Origin of the sequence: Candidatus Palauibacter australiensis, assembly GCA_026705295.1 — a bacterium.
Lineage (GTDB): Bacteria > Gemmatimonadota > Gemmatimonadetes > Palauibacterales > Palauibacteraceae > Palauibacter > Palauibacter australiensis.
Genome location: JAPPBA010000159.1, coordinates 1 through 20,749 on the forward strand (window position 1 = coordinate 1; position 20,749 = coordinate 20,749).

General features: G+C 70.3%; 19 protein-coding genes and 1 pseudogene. 4 read left to right on the plus strand and 16 right to left on the minus strand.

The window, feature by feature from the left end; genetic code table 11:
- From OXN85_13220 to OXN85_13230, 3 genes are all read right to left on the minus strand, one after another.
- Positions 1-835 (minus strand): serine hydrolase (locus tag OXN85_13220; protein MCY3600921.1); only part of this gene is annotated, 835 nt, incomplete at its 3' end.
- A 17-nt stretch (positions 836-852) separates the two neighbouring features.
- Positions 853-2,331, minus strand: coding sequence for a serine hydrolase (locus OXN85_13225; protein ID MCY3600922.1), 1,479 nt, complete (start codon positions 2,329-2,331; stop codon positions 853-855).
- A gap of 33 nt (positions 2,332-2,364) precedes the next feature.
- On the minus strand, positions 2,365-3,849 hold the full coding sequence (locus OXN85_13230) for a serine hydrolase (protein ID MCY3600923.1): 1,485 nt from the start codon (positions 3,847-3,849) through the stop codon (positions 2,365-2,367).
- A gap of 241 nt (positions 3,850-4,090) precedes the next feature.
- On the opposite strand from OXN85_13230, the gene OXN85_13235 reads away from it, so the two are divergent.
- Positions 4,091-4,477 (plus strand): hypothetical protein, encoded by a 387-nt coding sequence (locus OXN85_13235; GenBank protein MCY3600924.1) that lies wholly within the window; start codon positions 4,091-4,093, stop codon positions 4,475-4,477.
- Positions 4,478-4,490: 13 nt separating this feature from the next.
- On the opposite strand, the gene OXN85_13240 is transcribed toward OXN85_13235, so the two are convergent.
- Genes OXN85_13240 through OXN85_13250 form a run of 3 tightly spaced genes read right to left on the minus strand, consistent with a single transcriptional unit; the run spans position 4,491 to position 8,210 of the window.
- Positions 4,491-5,489, minus strand: coding sequence for an EamA family transporter (locus tag OXN85_13240; GenBank protein ID MCY3600925.1), 999 nt, complete (start codon positions 5,487-5,489; stop codon positions 4,491-4,493).
- Entirely contained in the window at positions 5,486-6,856 is a 1,371-nt protein-coding gene (locus OXN85_13245; protein ID MCY3600926.1) for an amino acid permease, read from the minus strand. The genes OXN85_13240 and OXN85_13245 overlap by 4 nt, the downstream gene beginning before the upstream one ends.
- A 13-nt stretch (positions 6,857-6,869) precedes the next feature.
- Positions 6,870-8,210, minus strand: coding sequence for a M20/M25/M40 family metallo-hydrolase (locus OXN85_13250; GenBank protein MCY3600927.1), 1,341 nt, complete (start codon positions 8,208-8,210; stop codon positions 6,870-6,872).
- A 169-nt stretch (positions 8,211-8,379) separates the two neighbouring features.
- Here OXN85_13250 and OXN85_13255 point away from each other — a divergent pair, with 169 nt between their 5' ends.
- Positions 8,380-9,417: a transporter substrate-binding domain-containing protein gene (locus OXN85_13255; GenBank protein MCY3600928.1), complete on the plus strand. Its 1,038-nt coding sequence runs from the start codon at positions 8,380-8,382 to the stop codon at positions 9,415-9,417.
- A gap of 30 nt (positions 9,418-9,447) precedes the next feature.
- Here the strand turns inward: OXN85_13255 and OXN85_13260 are convergent, their stop codons facing one another.
- Genes OXN85_13260 through OXN85_13275 form a run of 4 tightly spaced genes read right to left on the minus strand, consistent with a single transcriptional unit; the run spans position 9,448 to position 12,236 of the window.
- Complete coding sequence (locus OXN85_13260) at positions 9,448-10,878, minus strand: alpha/beta fold hydrolase (GenBank protein ID MCY3600929.1); 1,431 nt, start codon at positions 10,876-10,878, stop codon at positions 9,448-9,450.
- Between the two features lie 2 nt (positions 10,879-10,880).
- Positions 10,881-11,201 carry a heavy metal-binding domain-containing protein gene (locus tag OXN85_13265; protein ID MCY3600930.1) on the minus strand — a complete coding sequence of 107 codons (321 nt, stop codon included), beginning with the start codon at positions 11,199-11,201 and terminating at the stop codon, positions 10,881-10,883.
- Positions 11,198-11,668, minus strand: a complete 471-nt coding sequence (locus OXN85_13270; protein ID MCY3600931.1) for a hypothetical protein — start codon at positions 11,666-11,668, stop codon at positions 11,198-11,200. Before OXN85_13270 ends, OXN85_13265 begins: the two co-directional genes overlap by 4 nt.
- Positions 11,661-12,236, minus strand: coding sequence for a sigma-70 family RNA polymerase sigma factor (locus OXN85_13275; protein MCY3600932.1), 576 nt, complete (start codon positions 12,234-12,236; stop codon positions 11,661-11,663). The genes OXN85_13270 and OXN85_13275 overlap by 8 nt, the downstream gene beginning before the upstream one ends.
- Positions 12,237-12,389: 153 nt before the next feature.
- Between OXN85_13275 and OXN85_13280 the strand changes: the two genes are divergently transcribed.
- Positions 12,390-12,839: a hypothetical protein gene (locus tag OXN85_13280; protein MCY3600933.1), complete on the plus strand. Its 450-nt coding sequence runs from the start codon at positions 12,390-12,392 to the stop codon at positions 12,837-12,839.
- Here OXN85_13280 and hisD read toward each other — a convergent pair.
- The 6 genes and pseudogenes from hisD to hisG form a co-directional block, all read right to left on the minus strand.
- A complete protein-coding gene (gene hisD, locus OXN85_13285; GenBank protein ID MCY3600934.1) occupies positions 12,790-15,432 on the minus strand; it encodes a histidinol dehydrogenase in 2,643 nt (880 codons plus the stop codon). The two genes, OXN85_13280 and hisD, sit on opposite strands and share 50 nt — an antisense overlap.
- Positions 15,429-16,196, minus strand: a complete 768-nt coding sequence (gene hisF / locus OXN85_13290; GenBank protein MCY3600935.1) for an imidazole glycerol phosphate synthase subunit HisF — start codon at positions 16,194-16,196, stop codon at positions 15,429-15,431. Before hisF ends, hisD begins: the two co-directional genes overlap by 4 nt.
- The gene (gene hisH, locus OXN85_13295) at positions 16,190-16,873 is read right to left on the minus strand and encodes an imidazole glycerol phosphate synthase subunit HisH (protein ID MCY3600936.1); all 684 of its coding nucleotides are present in this window, start codon (positions 16,871-16,873) and stop codon (positions 16,190-16,192) included. Before hisH ends, hisF begins: the two co-directional genes overlap by 7 nt.
- A 71-nt stretch (positions 16,874-16,944) precedes the next feature.
- Positions 16,945-17,559, minus strand: a pseudogene (gene hisB, locus OXN85_13300) (imidazoleglycerol-phosphate dehydratase HisB).
- Positions 17,560-17,570: 11 nt separating this feature from the next.
- Positions 17,571-18,587: a histidinol-phosphate transaminase gene (locus OXN85_13305; GenBank protein ID MCY3600937.1), complete on the minus strand. Its 1,017-nt coding sequence runs from the start codon at positions 18,585-18,587 to the stop codon at positions 17,571-17,573.
- Positions 18,584-19,462, minus strand: a complete 879-nt coding sequence (gene hisG / locus OXN85_13310) for an ATP phosphoribosyltransferase (GenBank protein ID MCY3600938.1) — start codon at positions 19,460-19,462, stop codon at positions 18,584-18,586. The genes OXN85_13305 and hisG overlap by 4 nt, the downstream gene beginning before the upstream one ends.
- 287 nt (positions 19,463-19,749) lie before the next feature.
- On the opposite strand from hisG, the gene OXN85_13315 reads away from it, so the two are divergent.
- Complete coding sequence (locus tag OXN85_13315; GenBank protein MCY3600939.1) at positions 19,750-20,745, plus strand: threonine/serine dehydratase; 996 nt, start codon at positions 19,750-19,752, stop codon at positions 20,743-20,745.
- Positions 20,746-20,749: the final 4 nt, after the last annotated feature.

The following is a 20,749-nucleotide window of genomic DNA, read 5'->3' on the forward strand; positions in this document are numbered from 1 at the left end:
CGAAGTCGAGCCCCGAACTCATGGTCAGGATGTCCCGGAGGCGGATCTCGCGGCGCGGATCCTTCTCCCCCTGCCATTCGGGCACGGGCGCCGGGTCGTCGAGTCCGACGTCGAGATGGCCGGCTTCGATCGCCGCGCCCACGAGGGTGCTCGCAATGCTCTTGCCCTGGGACCATGAGAGCTGCGGCGTGTTGCGCGTGAAGCCTGGGGCATAGCGCTCGCCCAGGATCTTGCCGGCGTAGACGACCACCAGCGCGCGCGTATTGTGCTCGGTCTGGGCCATCGTCCAGTCGAGGGCGGCCTCTAGCGCGGCCATGTCGACCTCCGCGGGCGCCGGATCGTGATATGCGCCGACGTCGCCCGTCGGCCAGGCGGTCACCACCGGATCGGGGTTGAGTCGTTCGACCACCACCGGCACGAACGCGACATCGTCGAATCCCGCGGGAAGGACGGTGCAGCCCTGGTCGCCGTTGTACTCTGCGGATTGCGTGCCGAAATCCGGCCCGGAGACCGAGGCCGTGCTCGTCTCGAAGTTCACGGCATATTCGAAGTCGTCCTGCCACTTGAAGTGGTCGAACCGCCGGATGTCCTGCGCCACGACCTCCTCGACCGGGCGCTGGTAGTCTCGCCCCACAACGAAGACGCCGGCGCAGATGTGGTGGGCCGCCATCCCGGCGATGTGCCCCCGCACATGTGCCGCATCTGAGATGTCGGCCTCACCGGCGGCGGCCACCTGGGATGCCTCGTCTTGCCCTCCCTGCTCCGGCCGGCAGGCGGAGGACAAGAGGATCGCCGCGAGTACCGGCAGGATCCACGATGGTTGCTGAGTGCGCATGTCTCCCCCCTCGGCTGCTAACGGTCGATGGCCGCCGTTACCCTGCCCATGATGTCGGACATGTACGCGCTGTAGTCGCCGGGGCTCGGTCCCAGCCGGACGATCACCAGGTCGTACGAAGGGATGATGGCGGTGTACTGTCCCATCGCCCCGAGCGCCCAGTACGCGTCTTCCGGGGCGCCCGGATGCGACCCGCCGCGATTGACCCAGAACAGCCCGCCGTAGTTGAGGAGTTCCGCGCCTGGAGCCGGCGTGCTCACGAAGCCCACCCACCCCTCCGGGAGGATGCGGTCGGACCCGCCATCCGGCGTCGGCCACACGCCGTCCCACAGGTGGAGGAGGCCGAACCTCGCCCAGTCCCACGCGCTCCCGTAGTCGTAGCCGGTGATGATGAAGTTCCCCCACGCATCCGTCTCGAGGACGTAGTCCCTCGCCCCGATGCGGTCGAACAGGATGCGCTGGGGATAGGTCAGCCAGTCGTCGCCGCGCGCCTCGACGGCCTGCCGCACGATGCGCGCCACGGTGAGCGGATCCGAGTTCCGGTAGCGGAAGATGGCGCCCGGCAGGGTGTCCATCGGCTGGTCGATGGCGTGCTCGAACACGTCGATGCCCTCGAAGTAGATCCGGCCGTGCTCGTTGGCGTGCGTCCGGGAGCGCTCGTCATCGGAGCCCAGGTTCAGGAAGTCGAGCCCCGAACTCATGTTGAGGAGGTCGCGGATGCGGATCTCCCGGCGCGGATCGTCCTCTCCCTGCCACTCCGGGACGGGCGCCGGGTCGTCCAGGCCGATGTCCAGATGACCGGCCTGGATCGCCGCGCCCATGAGAGCGGCCGCAATGCTCTTGCCCTGGGACCAGGAGATCTGCGGCGTGTTGCGCCCGAAGCCGCCGGCGTAGCGTTCGCCGAGGATCTTCCCGGCATAGACGACCACCACCGCGCGCGTGTGATGCTCGGTTTGGGCCATCGCCCAATCGAGCGCCGCATCCAGCGCGGCCATGTCCACTTCCGCGGGGGGCGGATCGTGGTGTGCCCCTGCATTGCCAGTCGGCCAGGCGGTCATCTCGGGATCCGGCGTCCGACGCTCGACGACCGTCGGCTCGAAGGCCACGTCCTCGACCCCGATCGGCAAGATGGTGCATCCCTGATCTCCGTTGTATTCGGCGGAGCGTGAGCCGAAACCTTCTCCCGTCACCGAGGCCGTGCGCGTCTCGAGGTCCACGCGGTACTGGAAATCATCCCGCAACTCATCGAACGGTTCGAGATCCTGCGCAACGACCTCCTCCACCGTGCGCTCGTAGTCCCGGCCCACGACGAAAACGCCGGCGCAAAGGTGGTGCGCCACCCGCCCGGCGATGTGCCCGCGGATGTGGGCCTCATCTTCCACTTCCACCGCTTCCCCGGGTTCCACCGACTCCGGCGCGCAGCCCGCCGACAGCAGGGCGACGCCCGCGGCGATCAGGAGCCCGGTGGGGAGACGACTCTCCGTACGAGTACTCATGCGACCCTCCGTTGGCGACGGCGGCTCAAGCTGCTAGCGGTCGATCGCCGCCGTCACCTCGCCGATGATGTCCGAAAGATAGGCACCGGTGTTTCCGGGGCTCGGCCCCAGCCGGACGATCACCAGATCGTAGGACGGAATGATGGCGGTGTACTGCCCCATGAATCCCGCGGCCCAGTAGGCGTCCTCCGGCGCGCGGGGAAGCGAGCCGCCGCGATTGAGCCAGAACAGCCCGCCGTACTCCAGCGCTTCGGCGCCCGGTGCGGGCGTGCTGACGAACTCCGCCCAGCCCTCGGGCAGGATGCGGTCGCTTCCGCCATCGGGCGTCGGCCACACGCCGTCCCACAGGTGGAGGAGACCGAACCGCGCCCAGTCCCACGCGCTCCCGTAGTCGTAGCCGGTGATGATGAAGTTGCCCCAGGCGTCGGTCTCGAGGACGTAGTTCCTCGCCCCGATGCGGTCGAACAGGATGCGCTGGGGGTAGGTGAGCCAGTCCTCGCCGCGCGCCTCGACCGCCTCGCGCACGATGTGGTTGGCGGTGAGCGGGTCGGAGTTCCGGTAGCGGAAGACGGCGCCCGGCAGCGTGTCCATCGGCTGGTCGATGGCGTGCTCGAACACGTCGATCCCCTCGAAGTAGATCCGGAAGTGTTCGTTCGTGTGCGTCCACGACAGCGAGTCCGTCAGGCCGAGGTTCAGGAAGTCGAGGCCCGAACTCATGTTCAAGATGTCCCGGATGCGGATCCCCCGGCGGGGGTCGTCCTCCCCGTGCCACTCGGGCACGGGCACCGGGTCGTCGAGTCCGGCGTCGAGGTGACCCGCTTGGATCGCCGCGCCGACGAGCGCGCTCGCGATGCTCTTCCCCTGGGACCACGAGATCTGGGGCGTGTTGCGCGTGAAGCCGGGCGCATAGCGCTCCCCGAGGATCTTCCCCGCGTAGATGACGACGAGCGCGCGCGTGTTGTGCTCGGTCTGGGCCATCGTCCAGTCGAGGGCCGCCTCAAGCGCCGCCATGTCGACCTCCGGCGGCGGGGGGTCGTGGTACGCGCCGACATCGCCGGTCGGCCAGGCCGTCGCCGCCGGGTCCGGGCTGAGCCGCTCGACCACCTGCGGCTCGTACGTCACGTTCTCAAGGTCGACCGGCAGGATCGTGCAGCCCTGGTCGCCGTTGTACTCGGCGGAGCGCGTGACGAAGTCCTCTCCCGAGACGGAGGCGGTGCGCGTCTCGAAGTTCACGTCGTACTCGAAATCGTCCTGCCAGTTGAACAGTTCGAAGCGCCGGATGTCCTGCGCCACGACCTCCTCGACGGAACGCTCGTAGTCCCGGCCCACGACGAAGACGCCGGAGCAGATGTGGTGTGCGGCCATTCCCGCAATGTGCGAGCGCTCGTGGGCCGCCTCGTCCTCCTCGGCCACGGTGTGTGTGTCCCCGCACCCGGCGACGCACGCGGAGACCAGCAGGATACCGCCCGCCGACGCACGGGCCCGGAACCGATGACGAATCCTCGACAGCATCTTCATGCGACCCCCCATGCGAGTCCCCACGTCTTATAGCGTCGGCCGAATGTTCGCCACGACTTCGTAGACTTCATAGCTGAGCGCATCCGAAGTGTGCGGCGCAAGGGCCCATAACGTTTCCGTCGGGCTCCGTGTCGTCTCCAGTGAAGAGGCCGCGCTTGAAGCGGGGGGAAGCGGGCAGGGGAACAGGCGGCGCAACGGGCGCGGGAACGGCACGGAAGCACGCGGGAAACGGAGGATATCGATGAGAAAGATGATCGGGGCGTTCGCCCTCGTGATGGTCGCACTCGCGGCCGCGGCGCCGCTGGAGGCACAGGCTCAGCGGGGAGCGCGCGGCTTCGGCATGAACCTCGACGACCAGATGACGGCCCTTACGGAACGGCTCACCCTGGACGAGGAACAGGTCGTGAAGGTCCGCGAGATCCTCGAGACCCAGGCGGAGAGCCGCCGCGAGCGTCTCCAGGGCATGCGGGGCTCGGGGGACCGGAGCGCGATGATGCAGGCCATGCAGGAACTCCAGCAGGAGACGGTAACCCTGCTGGCCGAAGTGTTGAGCGACGAGCAGCTGGAGAAGTACCGGGAATACCTGGCCGAACTTCAGCAGCGGCGCCGACCTCCGCTCTCCCTCTGACCGCGCGGGGCGGCTACCTCGAGGCCGGTGCCCGCACGGTTGCCGGCCTTGGGCCGCCCTTCGGCGCCCGCCCCCGCTGTACCAGCACCACGCCCGCCACGATGATCACCGTGCCCGCCAGCATCGGCAGCGTGAACGCCTCGTCCGCCAGCCACCAGCCCAGGAACAGCGCCACCACCGGATTGACGTAGGCGTACGTCCCGGCCGCCGCGGGCCGGACGTTGCGCAGGAGCCACATGTAGGCCGAGAAGGCGACGATCGACCCCATGGCGGCCAGGTAGATCAGCGACAGCCACGACCGCAGGGACACGTCGCCGAGCGACAGGCGGCCGAACTCTCCCGCCGCCAATCCGATCAGCACGAGGATCAGACCTCCGGCCGCCATCGTGAGCGCGGTACCGTAGAGCGGCGGCTGCGGCAGCGCGGCCCGCCGGTTGTACATGGAGCCGATCGCCCAGCAGACGGACGCTCCCACGACGATGAGAGCCCCCGCCACCACCTGGTTCGCGCCCGCTCCCCGGATCCCGATGTCCGCCCCGGAACTGCTCACGAGGAGCACGACGCCGCCCAGGCCCAGGACAAGCCCCGCGACCTCCAGCGGACTCGTCGCCTCGCGGTCCGGTCCCAGGCGCGCGATCGCGACCAGCCACAGCGGCACCGTGGCCACGAGCAGGGCCGTGAGCCCCGAGGGCACGTACTGCGCCGCCCAGCACACGAGTCCGTTGCCGCCGACGACCATGAACACGCCCGATACGGTGGCGGCCCGCCATTCGGCACGCTTCGGGACCGGCGCGCCCCGACGGCGGGACACGACCGCGAGAATCACGCCTGCCGCGAGGAAGCGCGTTCCCCCGAGAAGGAAGGGAGGGATCGTCTCGACGCCGAAGCGGATGGCGAGGTAGGTCGATCCCCACACCAGGTACACCGCGGCGAACGCCAGCAGCAAGTCTCTGGTGGGGGCGGTGGACCCGGCGGAGCCGGCCGACACGTCGGAAGCGGCGCGCGCGGTCAAGCGCGGGTCCGTCGATCGCGCGCCCGCGTGACGGCGTAGATGGCGAGGCCGACCGCGATCAGCCCCAGTCCCAGCCCCGCTTCGAGCGGTCGGTCGCGCAGGATGTAGGCCAGCGTCCACCCTGTCACCGCCAGGAAGACGAGCGGCGTAACCGGGTAGCCCCAGGTCCGGTACGGATCGCCCGCCTCGGGTCCAGCGGCCCCGTCCCCCCGACCGTCCGCGCTCCGGTCTGCGGTCCCGCCCGCAGCTTGCCGCCGGCGCAGGAGGAACACCCCGCCCGCCGCCAGGAACGTGTTGAGGCCCATCGTGAAGCCCGAGAAGACGAGGATCGTCTCGAACGATTCCGTGAGGATGAAGAGGAGGCTGATCGCGGCCTGCGTGAAGATGGCCACGCCCGGCGTCCCGCGCGCGTTGATCGAACTCAGGAATCGGAAGGTCGGGTAGTCCTCGCCGATCGCGTGCAGGACGCGCGGGCCCGCGAGCACCATGGCGCTCACGGTGGAGACGAGGAGGAGCGCGAGCGTGATCCCCATAAGATCGGCCCCGACCGGCCCGAAGATGTACCCCGCCGCGATGTAACCGACCTCGAGCCGTCCCACCATTTCCTCCGCGGGGGCGGCCCGCAGAAAAACGTAGTTGAGTCCGACGTAGAGCAGCATCACGAGCAGCGTCCCCGCCGCCAGCGCGCGGGGGAGCGTCCGCCGCGGGTCGCGGAGTTCGCCCGTCACGTACGTCGCCGCGTTCCAGCCCGAATACGAGTACGACACGAAGATGAGCGACACGGCGAACCCGGCGGAGAACACACTCGAGACGCCCTCCGCCGAGGGGCGCACCCCGACGTCCCGGGGGTTCGCGACGAGGGACAGCCCGGCCGCGACGAAGGCGAGGATCAACGCCACCTTGGCCGTCGTCGACCAGCGCTGAAAGCCGCCCGAGGTGCGGTGCGTGCGGCCATGGACGATCGAGAGCAGCACGACGAGCCCGACGGCGAGCCACCGGGCGGGCAGCGCCGGAAAGACGGACGAGAGGTAGGTCCCGAACGTGATCGCGGCCAGCGCCGTGGGGGCCGCGAACCCGATCGTGGCCGAGATCCAGCCCGATACGAAGCCGGCCGCGGGATGGTAGATGTGCGAGAGGAAGGTGTATTCGCCGCCCGAGCGCCGGATCGTCGACCCCAGTTCGGCGTAGGTGAGGGCGCCGCACACGGCCGCGACCCCGCCCACGACCCACAGCATGAGGAGGGCGAACCCGGATCTCAGAGACTCGAGCTGGAACCCGAGGCTCGTGAAGACGCCGGTCCCGATCATGTTGGCGACGACGACCGCCGCCGCCGTGTGGAGGCCGAACCCGGCCCTTGGAGTCTTCAGCGGAGTAGAGTCTTCAGGGGATGGGCTCGGCCAGCCCCGCCTCGCTGACCAGCAGGAGGAGGTTCGCCTGGATCCCGAGGTGGCCGTCACGGTTGATCCACCATTCGCCGGGCGAGTGGGCCCCGCTCCCCATGCCGCCGCTCCCGATCGTCACCGCGGGGATGCCGAGGGAGATCGGGATGTTCGAGTCCGTCGACGAACGGGTCAGCGCGGGCACCGCCCCGAACAGGGGCATGACCGCGATGGCCCGCTCGACAAGGGGATGGTCGTCGGCGACCTCTCCGGAGGGACGGTCTCCGATCTGGTCCAGTTCGAGTTCGATCTCGGGTCCCGCCCGGCGCAGGGCGTTCTCCTCCGCCAGCGCCCGGCCCATCGCATCCCGGAAGGCGGCGTCGATGCGCGCGAGGCTCTCCTCGCTCTCCGAGCGCATGTCCACTTCCATCCAGGCCTCGAACGGAATCGCGTTGACCGAGGTACCGCCACCGAGCCGCCCCACGTTATAGCTCGTGCGCGGGCCCGATCGCGTGAGGGTGTCGGCCACATCCTGGAAATGACGGATCCCGCGGCCCAGCGCATGGGCGGGGCTGGCCAGCCCGAAAGCGCCCCAGGAGTGCCCGCCGGGGCCCCGGAACGTCACGCGGAAGCGATGGGAGCCGAGCCCCTTGTTCACGATCCGGCCCAGTCCCGTGCCGTCGATGTCGATCCAGGTGTGGATGGGGTCCGCGCCCTCGCGAAACAGGTACTTCATCCCGCGCAGGTCGCCGAGCCCTTCCTCTCCGACCGTCCCGATGAACTGAACGTCCGCCTCGGTCTCGATGCCGGCGGCCTCGAGCGCCCGCAGCACGGTTAGGACCGCGATGAGGCCGCGCGTGTCGTCGCCGATGCCGGGGGCGAAGAGCGTGTCCCCGCGCTGCGTGACCGTCACGTCGACGTCCGCCGGGAACACCGTGTCCAGGTGTCCCGACAGCGCCACCGTCCGCCGCTCCCCCTCCGGCGTCGATCCCCGCGCGCCGCCCCGGCCGTATCGGATCCCGATCGCGTTGCCCTCCTCGTCGATGAACACGGAGTCGGCCCCGGCCTCGCGGAGCCACTGCGCGTAGACCCGGGCGCGCTCGTCTTCCATGAAGGGGGGCGCCGGAACTTCGGTGAGTTCGATGAGTTCGCGGATCGTCGTCGGTTCGAGTTCCTCGATGATCTCGAAGGCGCTCCGCACCGCGGGATGTTCGGCCAGGCGCCGCACGTCGTCACCCGGCACCTGGGCCGCCGCCCCGGCCGGGGCGCCCCCGACGATGGCCATGAGAAAGAGGATGGAGACGATGAGTCCGGTGATAGTGCGGGCATATGGTGCATACATGGCGGCTGAGTCTCCTCGAATCGGACCTCTCCGGCGCTCGTCGTCGTCGGCCGCCAGGGGCACGGGACGTCGGTCTCTGGCGGGAGCCTACTCTCCAAGAATACCCTCTTCGAACACATGTCGAAAACGCGGTCTCGCCGAAGGCCCGAGCGCTGGGAGGCGTATTCCGGTGAAGTTCAAGGCGACGGTGCCAATGGCGAAGCGGCCGCTTCTGGCCGGGCTCGCTCTCGCCGGTGCGGGCTGCGGGGACACCGTGGAGCCGCAGCCGTCGGCGGCGTGCGGCGACGCTCCGCTCACGGTGGCGTTCTACGCCTTCTATCCGCCCGTCAGCTACAGCGCGGACGAGGACCCGAACTCGCCCGGGTTCAGTCGGCACATGGGCTACGAGGCCGACCTCCTCAGCGCGCTCGAAGCCATGCCCGGCACGGGGTTCTCATTCGTACGCCGCCCGATCGCAGACTGGCCCGGAATCTGGCTCCTGCCCTCGACGTCCAGCTTCGACATGGCCGGCGGCGGCATCACGATTCTCGAGTCGCGGACGGTCGACGATGCCGGCACGCCGGCGGTGGCGTTTACGTCCGGCCACATCACGTTCCGCCAGTCGCTGCTCGTGCGCAGCGAGGACGCCGCGCGGCTCTCCTCCTACGACGCGCTCACGAGCGCGGTGCGCGTGGGCGTTCTCCCGGGGACGACGGGAGAGGCGCGGCTGCTCCAGATCACGGGAATCGTGGACGGTTCCGGCGTGCTTCGAGCGGGGACGCGCGTGGAGACGCCCGCCGGCACCGTCGTGGCGGACGGTACGGGCACGTATACGATCACGCCCGCCATGGCATCGCCCGTCCTGCAGGGCCGGACCCGCCTTCACCCCCCATCCGATGACATGCCCGAGGTGGTGTACCTCGGCCGGGAGTCGGGCGAGACGGAATTGTTCGACGCCCTGCGCGACGGACGCATCGACGCCGTGGCCAGCGGGGAGATCCGTGGCGGCGAGGCCGCGCACACCTCGGGCGGAGCGTTCGTCGTGGCCGGCCGGGACTCTCTCGTCGAGTTCGGGGGGTTCACGCTGGATGCGGAGGACCGCGATCTGTTGGCCTGCGTAGATGCCCGAATCGACTGGCTGACCGACGAACGCCGCACAGGCTTCGCGGATTGGCTCGCCAACCCGTCCGTCTTCCGGCAGCGGGCCGCCCTTTGGCCCGGCGGATGAACGGGTTGCGACAGCAGTAGCTCCGAACCGTCAGCTGCCGAAGCGGGCGAGGATCCAGTCGGAGATCGTGTCGAGGAAGCCGTCGACGAAACGCTTCTCGAGCAGCGCGTACTCGGCCGGGGATCCGGTCGTCGCGGCCTGGAAGAGGTGATTGGCGCGCGGGAGCACCTCGACCGTCACGTCCGGGTTCCCGGCCAGCGCCTCCTCCAGCGGCGGGCGGTTCTGGTCGGGGAGCACCTGCAGGTCGAGCCCACCGAAGAGCGCGAGCACCGGCACGCGCGTGCCCCGGAGACCTTCGGTCGGATCGTACGTGAGAAAGTAGCGGAACCACGGGGTCTCGACGCGGTCGATCTGCGCGTCGATCTGGCCCTGCACGTAGGCGTCGACGTCGGAGATCGTCGCGCGCTGCGCCTCGGGCAGGGTCTCGATGCCCTCGCGGATGGCGGCCCCCAGCTCCTCCCGATACGCCTCGAGGTCTTCCCCCGCTTCAAGGGCCGCGAACAGACGGCGCTGGAAGTCGGTATTCCACTCGATGCGGTCCTCGGGCACGCCGCTCGCGCGCTGAATGGCCGCGGACTGCTCGTACAGGATCTCGGTGCCGGGCACGGTCGAACCGGCCAGCAGCACGGCGAAGCGGACGGCGTCCGAGCGTGAGGCCGCAATGGGCGCCACGATGGCTCCCTCGCTGTGCCCCGCCAGGCCGACGCGCGCGGGATCGACCTCCGGGTGCACCGAGAGCCGCGCGAGCCCCGCCAGCGCGTCCCCGGCGAAATCGGACGAGGTCGAGGAAGAGACGCTGCCCGTCGAGCCGCCGACGCCGCGGTCGTCGTAGCGGAGGACGGCGATGCCCTGTCGGGTGAGGTGATCCGAGAGGAGGCGGAAGACGGCGAATCCGGCCACGATCTCATCCCGGTCCTGGGGTCCCGAGCCCGTGATCAGGACCACGCCCGGGAACGGTCCCGTCCCTTCCGGCAGCGTCAGCGTGCCTTCGAGGTGCACGTCGCCGTTCTCGAACGAGACTTCCTCCTCGCGGTAGGGCACCGGCTCTTCCGCCTCCGCTTCAGGAAGATCGGCCCGCGACACGGAGAACGTGGCGGTCACGACGCCCTGGGTGAATTCGCCCTCGATAGTATCACCCTCGATGGCGTCACCCGTGAGGGCTCCGTCCCACGCGGCGAGACCGATCGGGGTTTCGAGTTCGAAATGCACGCGGTCGTTCTCGTGCGACACGGCAGTGAGAGGAAGATCCATCGCTCCCTGGATGTCCATCGTGGCGGAGAGCACGCCATCCGCGCGCTCGAAGGTGACCGAGAAGGGCAACTCACCCGTGGGGAGCACGACGGATCCCACCCACCTTCCTTCGACGCCTCCGCCGCTCCCCTCGGGATCCGCATCCGGCTCCTGCGCCAGCGCCGGAGAGGCCAGCACGCACCCGGCCGCGACCAGCATTCTCAGGCCCACGGTCAGGCCTCCTCGACCCTGACGGCAGAGCCGTAGACCACGATCTCGGCGGTCCCTCCCAGGATGTAGGAGGTGGAGAAGCGGACGCAGAGGATCGCGTTCGCGCCGGCCGCCGCCGCCTCGGCCTCCATCCGATCGACCGCCTGTTCCCGCGCTTCGGCCATCATCTTCGTGTACTCCTGGATTTCGCCGCCCACGATGGTCTTCAGGCCGGCGAGGATGTCGCGGCCCAAGTGGCGCGCCCGGATCGTGCTGCCGCGGACGAGGCCGAATTCCTCGACGATCCGGTATCCGGCGAGGTCGTTTCGGGAGGTGATGATCATCGGACCACGTCCTTGTAGGGGTCTTTCTTCTGCATGAACAGGCGCTCGCGCGCCACGGAAACGAACAGGATGACGAAGCCCGCGACCAGCGCGAGCATGCTCCAGCGAATGTACGCGGGCAGCGACGTGTCCCGAATCAGCTCGCTGACGGCGGTCCACAGCGCCCACGTCCCCACGATGATCGTTCCCAGCGAGACCAGGACCCAGCCGATGCCGCGTTCGAGCCGGCGATAGACGTGTTCCCAGTAGCTGTCCCAGGTTTCCTCCGGCGGCTTCAGCGGAGTCATGGTGTCGGTGACCTCCTTCAGGCGCTGGTACGACGCCAGTTCGTCGCGAAGACCCGGGTTCTCTTCGAGCGCGGACTCGAGTTCGCGCCGTCCCTCTCCCGAGATCTCCCGGTCCAGTTCGGCCATCATCAGCTGGCGCACGCGCTCGTCGCCGGGCGGATGCACGTTTCTCTCACTCATCGCCCGCACCTCCCCCCTGGTCGGGGCGCGTTCCCGCCGTCTCCATCTCGCGCGCGAGAGACCGCCGCGCCCGGTAGAGGCGCGACATCACCGTGCCGATGGGGATTCCCAGCAGCTCGGCGATCTCCCGGTAACGCAGCTCCTCGAACTCGCGCAGGACGAGCGTCTCCCGTTCCCGCTCGGGCAGGCGTTCGATGGCTGCGCCGACCTGTTCGCGCAGTTCGGATCGCATCACCGCCTGGTCCGGGCTGAGCGGGCGCCGCCCCATCGTCGTGTCCGAAAGCCAGCTGCCCGCCGTCTCGAGTTTCAGGCGGTGCAGCCGCTGATCCCGCGTATGGTTGAAACAGAGTCGTCGGATGATCTGGTACAGCCAGGGGAAGAAGGGACGTTCGGGGTCGATCCTGGCGCGCGCGCGGAACGCCCTGGCGAAGGCCTCCTGAGAGAGGTCCAGGGCATCGTCGTGGTTCCCGACGAGGCCGAGCGCGGTATAGTAGGCACGTTGCATGTATCGTGTGACGAGTTCGCCGAAGGCCGCACGCTCGCCGCGCTGCGCGCGAAGAACGAGCATCCGGTCGGTTGCCTCCGAGCTGTTCAATGATGGCTCCCATGGTCGCGGGCACCTGCGTGAACCTGTGGTGACTGTTCGCCTCGCGAGGGTTACCCGAAGCCGCGGCGTTTATTTCGCGGACCAAAAAAATCGAGAGACAGATCGAGAGACAGGATGAACGAGTTCCCGGCCAGAGCAACCCTGCATCCCGAAATCGTCCCCTCGCGCTGGACGCTCATGCGCGACGTGGCCGTCTTTCAGTTGAAACTGGTCCTCGATGGCCTGCGGGATGCGTTGCTGCTGCCCATCTCGCTCTTCGTCGCCCTCCTCGACGTGCTCGGCGTCGGGCCCCGGGCGGGCCGGCAGTTCTACGCGCTTCTGGAGTGGGGGCGCCGGACGGAGTACTGGATCAACCTGTTCGGCGCCACCGACCACGTCCGCGCCCTGACGTCGTCCCCGCGGCCCGGCGTCGATGCGCTCGTCGACCGCCTGGAGCGGCTGGCGGTGCAGGAGTACGAAAGGGGCGGAATCACGGCCTCGACGAAGGACGCCGTGGACCGCGCCCTCGACCACCTTACGAGGCGCGGACCTTCCGACCGCGATCCTCCCGGGCCGCTGCCGTGAGCCGGCGCTCGGCCGAGCGCGCGTGCGCTTCAAGTCCCTCCAGTCGGGCGAGCGCCGCGGTGTCGCGAAGCAGCTCCTCGTAGGCGTCATCTTCCGCCGAAAGCGACAGCCAGGTCGGTCGCCGCAGGAACGAGAACACCGAGAGTCCAGCGTCGAACGCCGCCGCGCCCGATGTGGGAAGCGTGTGGTTCGGTCCGGCTCCGTAGTCACCGGCCGCCTCGGGCGTGGCCGCCCCCAGGAAGAGGGATCCGTAGCGGTGGACGCGGGGAGCAAGCGACTCGGCGAGTTCCCCGTGCAGGTGCAGGTGCTCCGGGGCCACCGCGTCACAGATGGCGGCGGCCTCGTCGGGGCTGGCCGCGAGGAGGGCGCCGCCGGCCGCCAGGGCCTGGCGCGCGATCGGTGCGGTCGGCAGCGCGGCCAACTGCCGCTCGGCCGCTTCGCGGACGGCGTCGACGGTCGCTTCGTCGAAGGCGCACAGGAGCGGGACGGCGTCGGGGTCGTGCTCGGCCTGGGCGAGCAGGTCGGCCGCGACGCGGGACGGCGCCGCATCCGGCGAGGCGACGACGAGCAGCTCCGATGGGCCGGCGATGGTGTCGAGGCCGACCCGGCCGTAGAGGAGGCGCTTGGCCGCGGTGACGAACCGGTTGCCCGGCCCCACGATCTTCTCGCAGCGGGAGACGCCGCCGACCCCGAAGGCGAGCGCGCCGATCGCCTGTGCGCCCCCGATGGCCAGCAGGCCGTCCGCGCCGGCGATGAACGCCGCGGCCTGGACCGCGGCGGTCGGGCGCGGCGATGCGGCCCAGACGCCGCCCACGCCCGCCACCCTCGCCGGGATGGCGGTCATGAGCACCGAGGACGGGAGGGGAAAGCGCCCGCCGGGCGCGTAGCAGCCGGCCGCTCCGACGGGCACGAGCCGATGGCCGCCGCGACCGCCCGCGACCGGCGTGTCGAGGTCGGTCGCGGATGCCCGCTGGGCCTCCGCGAACGTGCGGATCCGGTCCGCCACGCGGCACAGCAACTCGCGGTCGTCGGCCTGCAGCGCCGCTGTCGCGCGCTTGAGCGCCGACCGATCGAGGAGCAGATCGTCGCCCGGTTCGAGGTCGCCGAGCCGCTCGGCGTGCTCGCGGAGCGCCGGCTCTCCGCGCCGCTCGACATCGTTCAGGATCGTCCGCGCGACCTCGAGGGCCGCCGGGTCGAGCGCCGGCCGGCGCACCGCCCGCACGGCCTCCCCGAGGCCGATCGGCGGCAGGATCGCGCCCGCCGCCGCGGCGGACGCCGCAGCCGCCCGCCCGGGCGGCCCTCCCGGCGGCCTGGGGGCGCGACGACGCACCTTGAGGGCGCGCCGTTCGAGCTCGAGGCGTACGTCTTCGAGGGAGCCGCCCGCCTTCAAGAGCCGCGTGAGGGCGAAGTAGTACAGGTCCGCGAACTCCGCCACCGCCTCCGCCTTCGATCCGGCCTCCGCCAGTTCACCGGCTTCCTCGACGAGTTTCCCCCGCAACAGTTCGGGGTCCCCGGCGAGTCGCGCGGTCAGCGAGCCCGGCTCCGGGTCGGCGAGCCGCTCACGGAGGCGCGTCTCGAGGTCGGACAGATCCATGCCCGACAGGGACGGCAGCGCGGCCGACCTCCCGGACGCCACGGCGTCGAAACAGGTCGGGGCGCCCGTGTGACAGAAGCCGGTCCCGTGCTGCCGCACCGTGAAACGCAGCGTGTCGCGGTCGCAGTCCGCGGCCACGCGCACGAGTTCCTGCGTGGCGCCGGAGGTCTCGCCCTTCCTCCAGAGCCCCCGTGAGCGGCTCTGGTAGACGCCGCGCCGTTCCGCGACGGCGGTGCGCACGCTCTCCGCGCTCGACCATGCGAGCCCGAGCGCGCGCCCGGCCGTGTCCTCGACCAGCGTCGCCCACAACCCGTCGGCCCGGTCGGACTTCAGCGGAGCCGAGATGGCGTCGCCCAGGTCCATGCGCCCGCTGTAGATCGCCATCCCCACCTGCGCGTCCGCGCCCATCCGGTCCAGCGCCGCGATCTCCGACACCTCGCGGACGCCGCCCGCCACCGTCACGCGCGCGGATCCGGCGGCCGCGACGAGGGCGGCTACGCGATCCAGCGGGATCCCCTCCAGGGTGCCTTCGACCTCCACGAAGGTGACCAGGTAGCCGTCCGCGAGGCCGTCGAGCTCCTCCATGCGCCCGAGGACGTCGCGGCCCGTCCCGCGCCGCCAGCCCTCCACGACGACCTCGCCATCGCGCGCATCGAGCGCCGCGATCACGCGTTCCGCGGGAAGTCCGCCCAGAACCTCGGGCGTCGCGGCCGTGCCCAGGATCACGCGCCGCGCACCCGCGTCGAGCCAGTCGAGCGCCGCCTCGCGGGACCGAATACCGCCGCCCACCCGGCACGGCGCGAGCCGGAGCAGCTCGCGGATCAGGGTGGCGTTGTCTCCGCGGCCGAGCGCCGCGTCGAGATCGATGATCGCGACTTCCCCCGCGACCGCGAACCTCTCGGCGAGAGGCCGCGGGTCGCCGGCGTCGATTTCGAGCGTCGAGCCCTGCCGAAGCTGCACGGCGCGGCCGCCCATGAGGTCGATGGATGGGATGATCATCGACGCACCGCGACCCCGAGCTGCTGCAGTCGATCCTTGAGTCTGCCGATGGACCAGTCGCCCTGATGGAAGATCGACGCCGCCAGGACCGCGTCGGCGCCGGCTTCGACCGCCGCGCACATGTGACCCGCATGGGCTCCCCCGCCGGAAGCCACGATCGGCACCGGAACGGCTTCGCGGATCACCTCGATCAGGGCAAGATCGTAGCCGCTTCGCGTCCCATCTCGGTCGAAGCTCGTGAGAAGGATCTCGCCCGCGCCCAGTTCCGCCGCCCGGCGGCTCCAATCCGCGGCATCGAGGCCGGTGCGTCGGCTTCCCGAGTGCGTAAGAACCTCGAAGCCGCTCGAACACGCCTCGTCCGACGTCGCGCCGCCGTCGAGGGCCAGGACCGCGCACTGGGCCCCGAACCGGGTCGCGATCTCCGACAGGAGTTCCGGCCGCTCGACGGCCGCGGTGTTCACCGCGACGCGATCCGCCCCCGCCTCCAGCAGGGCGCCCGCGTCTTCCGCCGTCCGCACGCCGCCGCCGACCGTCAGCGGAATCGAGATCTCGTCACGCACCCGGCGCACCGTTTCGAACCGGGCCACTCTTCCCTCCGCCGTGGCCGAGACATCGAGGATCACGAGTTCGTCCGCCCCCTCGCGCTCGTAGCGTCGGGCGAGCCGGGCGGGGTCGCCCTGATCCGCGAGGTTGTCGAAACGGACGCCCTTGAAGACCCTGCCGTCCCTCACGTCCAGGCACGGAATGACGCGAACGTTCAGCATGCCGCCGCGAGCGTGAGCCGTTGCGCGCGCGGTTCGAACGCGGCCGCCGCGCCCGGCGATTCTTCGAGCCATCGCTTCAGGAGGCCCGCGCCGACCTTCCCCGACAGCTCCGGGTGGAACTGGCAGGCGAGGACTCCGCCGCGCTCCAGCCCCGCCACGAAGCGACTTCCGTGCCGCCCCATCGCGGCGGTCCAGCCCGCGGGACCCGCTTCGAGCCCGTAGGAGTTTGCGAAGTAGACGACGGATGACCGCAGGAACACGGTCCCGGCCGGGGCCGCGACGCGGTTCCAGCCCAATTGGGGAATGCGGCAGCTCTCCGCCAGCCGGACCACGCGGCCGGGTACGCACCCGAGCCCGGCGGTGCCCGGTGCCTCCTCGCTCTCCTCGCACAGGAGCTGCAGCCCGAGACAGACGGCGAGCGTCGGCCGTCCCTCCTCCACGCGCCTGCGGACGGCCTCCGCCCAGCCACGCCGGCGAAGCTCCGCCATGCCCCCGGCGAAAGACCCGACGCCGGGGAGGACGACGTAAGCGGCCCTCGATATTCCCGTGGCGGAATCCAGCAGCCGCGGGGTTCTCCCCAGGCGCCGGAAAGCGGCCGCCACCGCCTCGAGATTTGCCACGCCCGTCGGCACGATCCCCACATCTTCCGGACCCGTTGCCATCCGCGCGGCGCTCATCGAGACACCGTCTCGAGGGCCCCGGCCCCCGAGTCCTCTTCCACGTCGGCTGCGGGCAAGTCGCCCGATTCGAGTACCCCCTTCGTGCTCGGGACTCCGGCCGCCGAGCGCTCCGCGACCGCCTCGGCGAGGGCGAGACCGAACGCCTTGAAGGCGGCCTCCGCCCGATGGTGGTCGTTGTCGCCGCGGATCACATCCAGGTGGAGCGTCAGGCCTCCCGCCGTCGCGAGCGAGGTGAAGAAATGGGGGAGATTCTCGGTCGCGACCGTCCCCAGCATCTGGCGCCGGAGGCCCAGGTCCACGCTGGCGAAGGGACGCCCGGAGAGGTCCACGACCGCCCGGGCGAGCGCCTCGTCGAGAGGCGCATAAGCGTACCCGAAGCGGCGAATCCCCCGCCGGTCCCCGAGCGCGTCCCGGATGACCGAACCGAATACGAGTCCGCAGTCTTCCACCGTGTGGTGGTCATCGATGTCGAGGTCGCCCTGCGCGCGCAGGTCCAGCGTCATGCCGCCGTGAAAGACCGCGGCGCCGATCATGTGATCGAGAAACGCGAGCCCCGTATCGACGCGGCTGCGTCCCCGGCGGTCCAGGTCCAGCCGGGCTTCGATGCGGGTCTCAAGGGTGCGCCGGGACCGTTCTCCCACGCGGGCGGTGGCGGAGCGACTCTCTCCGGAGGTGGCGTTCATGGCAATCCCCTTCATGAGATGGGTCCAACGGTCGAGTCGAGCACACGGAGGAGATGGCGGAACGTCGCCTCGTCCCCCGGAAGCGTGATCCGGACCAGGTCCGGGAAGTTCGGAAAGCGTCGGATGGCGATGCCCCGTTGCCGAAAGCCGCGGTGCAGGGCGGCCGCCCGGTCGGTGGAGGCCAGCACGAAGTTCGCCTGCGACTCGAAGGGCTCCGCCCCCGACCCGCGCAGCGCCGAGCTGAGCCTTTCGCGCTCGTCGCGCACGGCGGCGACGTACGTCGCGGTGACGCGGTCGCCCAGTGCCAGCGCTTGCTCCGCCAACCAGATCGAAGGGCCCGCAAGCGGGAAGGGCGCACCGCCGGCGCGGAGATCCGCGATCGCCTCGGGAGCGCCCAGCACGAAACCCACTCGAAGCCCCGCGAGACCCCACGCCTTGGAGAGCGTCCGTACGACCAGGACGTTGTCGCGCTGCAGCAGTTCCGGCGTCGGGTCGCGGTCGGCGAACTCGACGTAGGCGAGATCCGCGAGCAGCACGGCGTTCGCCGGCAGGCTGTCGGCGATGGCCAGCATCCGCTCGACCGGGGCCACCATTCCCGTGGGGTTGTGCGGCGAGATCACGGCGACCAGCCCCGTCCGTTCCCCGAGCCGGTCGAGTATCGGTCCGAGAGGGGCGGGGTCGTCGAGCGTGGGCACGGACCGCACCCGGCCGCCCGCGAGCGCCGCGAAGGCCGGGAACATCTCGAACGTGGGGGTCACGGTGACCATCTCCCGTCCGCCGGCGAGCCAGCGGCGGCACACGCGGTCGATCGCGTCATCCGCTCCCGCCGTGACCAGGACGCGGTCGGCGTCCAGATCCCAGGCCGCGCCGAAGGACGCCTCCAGGCCGTCCGCCTCCGGATACCGCGTCAGGGCACTCGCCGGCACCCGCGAGAGGAGACGCACGAGTTCCGGCGCCGGAAACAGGCGCTCGTTGTGATCGAGCCGGAGCCGTTCGCTCGGCGGCGCGGCCACCGCCACCCCGCTCATGCGACGATCTGTCCCGGCGTCGTCACGACGAGATCGGTCCCGCCCCGCGCCTTCACGCGCGGGATCAGGCCCGGGAGGGCTTCGCGCAGCACCGCGACCCGGATGGCGTAGCCTTCTTCGCCGTGCAGACGCGACACCGTCGGCCTGCGCATGCAGGGGAGCACGGCCACCAGGCCATCCAGCCTCGCCGCGTCCACGTTGACTTCCAGCATGACCCGCTGCCGGGCTTCCACGACCGACTTCAGCACGACGACCAGGTCCTCGATGCGCTCACGGTGCCGCGGGTCTTCGAGCGCCCGCGGGTTGGCGTAGAGGCGGGTCGATGAGGCCATGAGTTCGTCGACGATCTCGAGCCCGTTGGCGTCGAGCGTCGCGCCCGTCGCGGTGTTGTCGACGATGACGTCGGCGTCCTCCGGCGGGAACACCTCCGTCGCGCCGTACGACCGCACGAGTGTCGCGTCGAGTCCCCGATCTTCGATCCAGCGCGAGGAGAGCCGCGTGTATTCGGACGCTACCGTGAGGCGGCGGCCGGCGGCCCGCAGTCCCGCCCCGGCGATCCGCGTCGGAGCGGCCGCCACGACGCGCACGGGGTCGAGTCCCGTGTCCAGAAGTTCGACCAGCGACCCGTTCAGTTCCGCTACCCAGTCGGCCCCCGCGAATCCCACATCGCGGGATCCCGCATGCAGCATCTCCACGACGTTCTGCGGCTTGAGCAGTTTGGCGCCGAAACCGGGGATCGAGATGACCGGGCGGTAACGGCGCTCCCCGAGATCGACCCGTACGCCGGCGGCGGTCAGCAGTTCGAGTACGCCGGACTGCATCCGCCCCTTGGGCAGGGCGAGTCTTGTCGTTTTGTGGTTCATGTTGCGGTTCATGTCGTCGGCTCGGAAGGCCGACGCCGGGCGGGAGGGCAGCGACAAAAAAAGCCGGCCACCCCGGGCCGGCATCGATCGTTCGCAGTCTGTGTTCAGGTTACAGCTAGACGATCACCGGCCTCCGCGCACGCGGTGGTAGTAATAATGGCCGAAAAACGGATGGGTGTTCGTCATGGGCGCGGAGGATCGCATCGCACCGTTAGCTTGTCAAGTCGGCGACCCGACACGGCCCGGCGGCCTCGGCCGGCGCCGGCCCCGACCCCGTTCCACCTCAACTCCGGCAACCCATGACCGAATCCCCCGCCCCCACGCCCCCGACGCCGACGCAGAGCCGAGAGACGCTCGCGCGGGTCGCGCCCTGGATCGAACGGACGCCGGTGAGACGCTGGATTCCCGACCGCGGTGTCGCCTCGCTGCCCGCGGGAGTCGAGCTTCATCTCAAACTGGAACTCTTCCAGCGTACCGGCTCCTACAAGGTCCGGGGCGCCCTGAACAACGTCCTCCGCGCGGACGCGGAGACGCTGCGGCGAGGCGTCACGGCCGTGAGCGCCGGGAACCATGCCATTTCCGTGGCCTACGCCGCTCGGGCCGCCGGCACGAGCGCGAAGGTCGTCATGCTGTCATCCGCCAACCCGGCCCGCGTCGCCCGCTGCCGGAACTTCGGAGCGCAGATCGAGTTCGCGGACGACGGGGCGAGCGGATTCGCACGCATGGAGGAGATGGCCCGGGAAGAGGGTCGGCTCGAGATCCACCCGTTCGAGGGTGAGGCGACGGTTTTCGGCGCGTCGACCGTGGGTCTCGAGGTCGCGGGACAGCTCCCCGACCTAGAGGCGCTCGTCGTCCCGATCGGGGGTGGAGGTCTCATCTCCGGCACGGCGAGCATCGTGAAACAGCTTGCGCCCGCGTGCCGGGTCTACGGCGTGGAGCCCGTCGGCGCCGACTCCATGCGGCGCAGCCTCGATGCCGGCGAGCCGGTGGCGCTCGATCGCATCGACACGATCGCGGACAGCCTCGGCGCCCCTCACGCGGCGCCGTACACCTTCGGACTCGTGCAGCGCTACGTGGATGATGTCGTGCTCGTCGAAGACGACGCGATCCGCTCCGCCCTGAAAGCGTTGTTCGTCGACGCGAAGCTGGTCGCAGAACCCGCCTCCGCCGCTCCGCTGGCGGCCGCGTGCGGGCCACTACGGGAGAGGCTGGAAGGCCGTCGGGTCGGCCTCGTCCTCTCCGGCTCGAACATCGATCTGGACACCTTCGGGACGCACATGCGGGCGGCCGACTGATCCG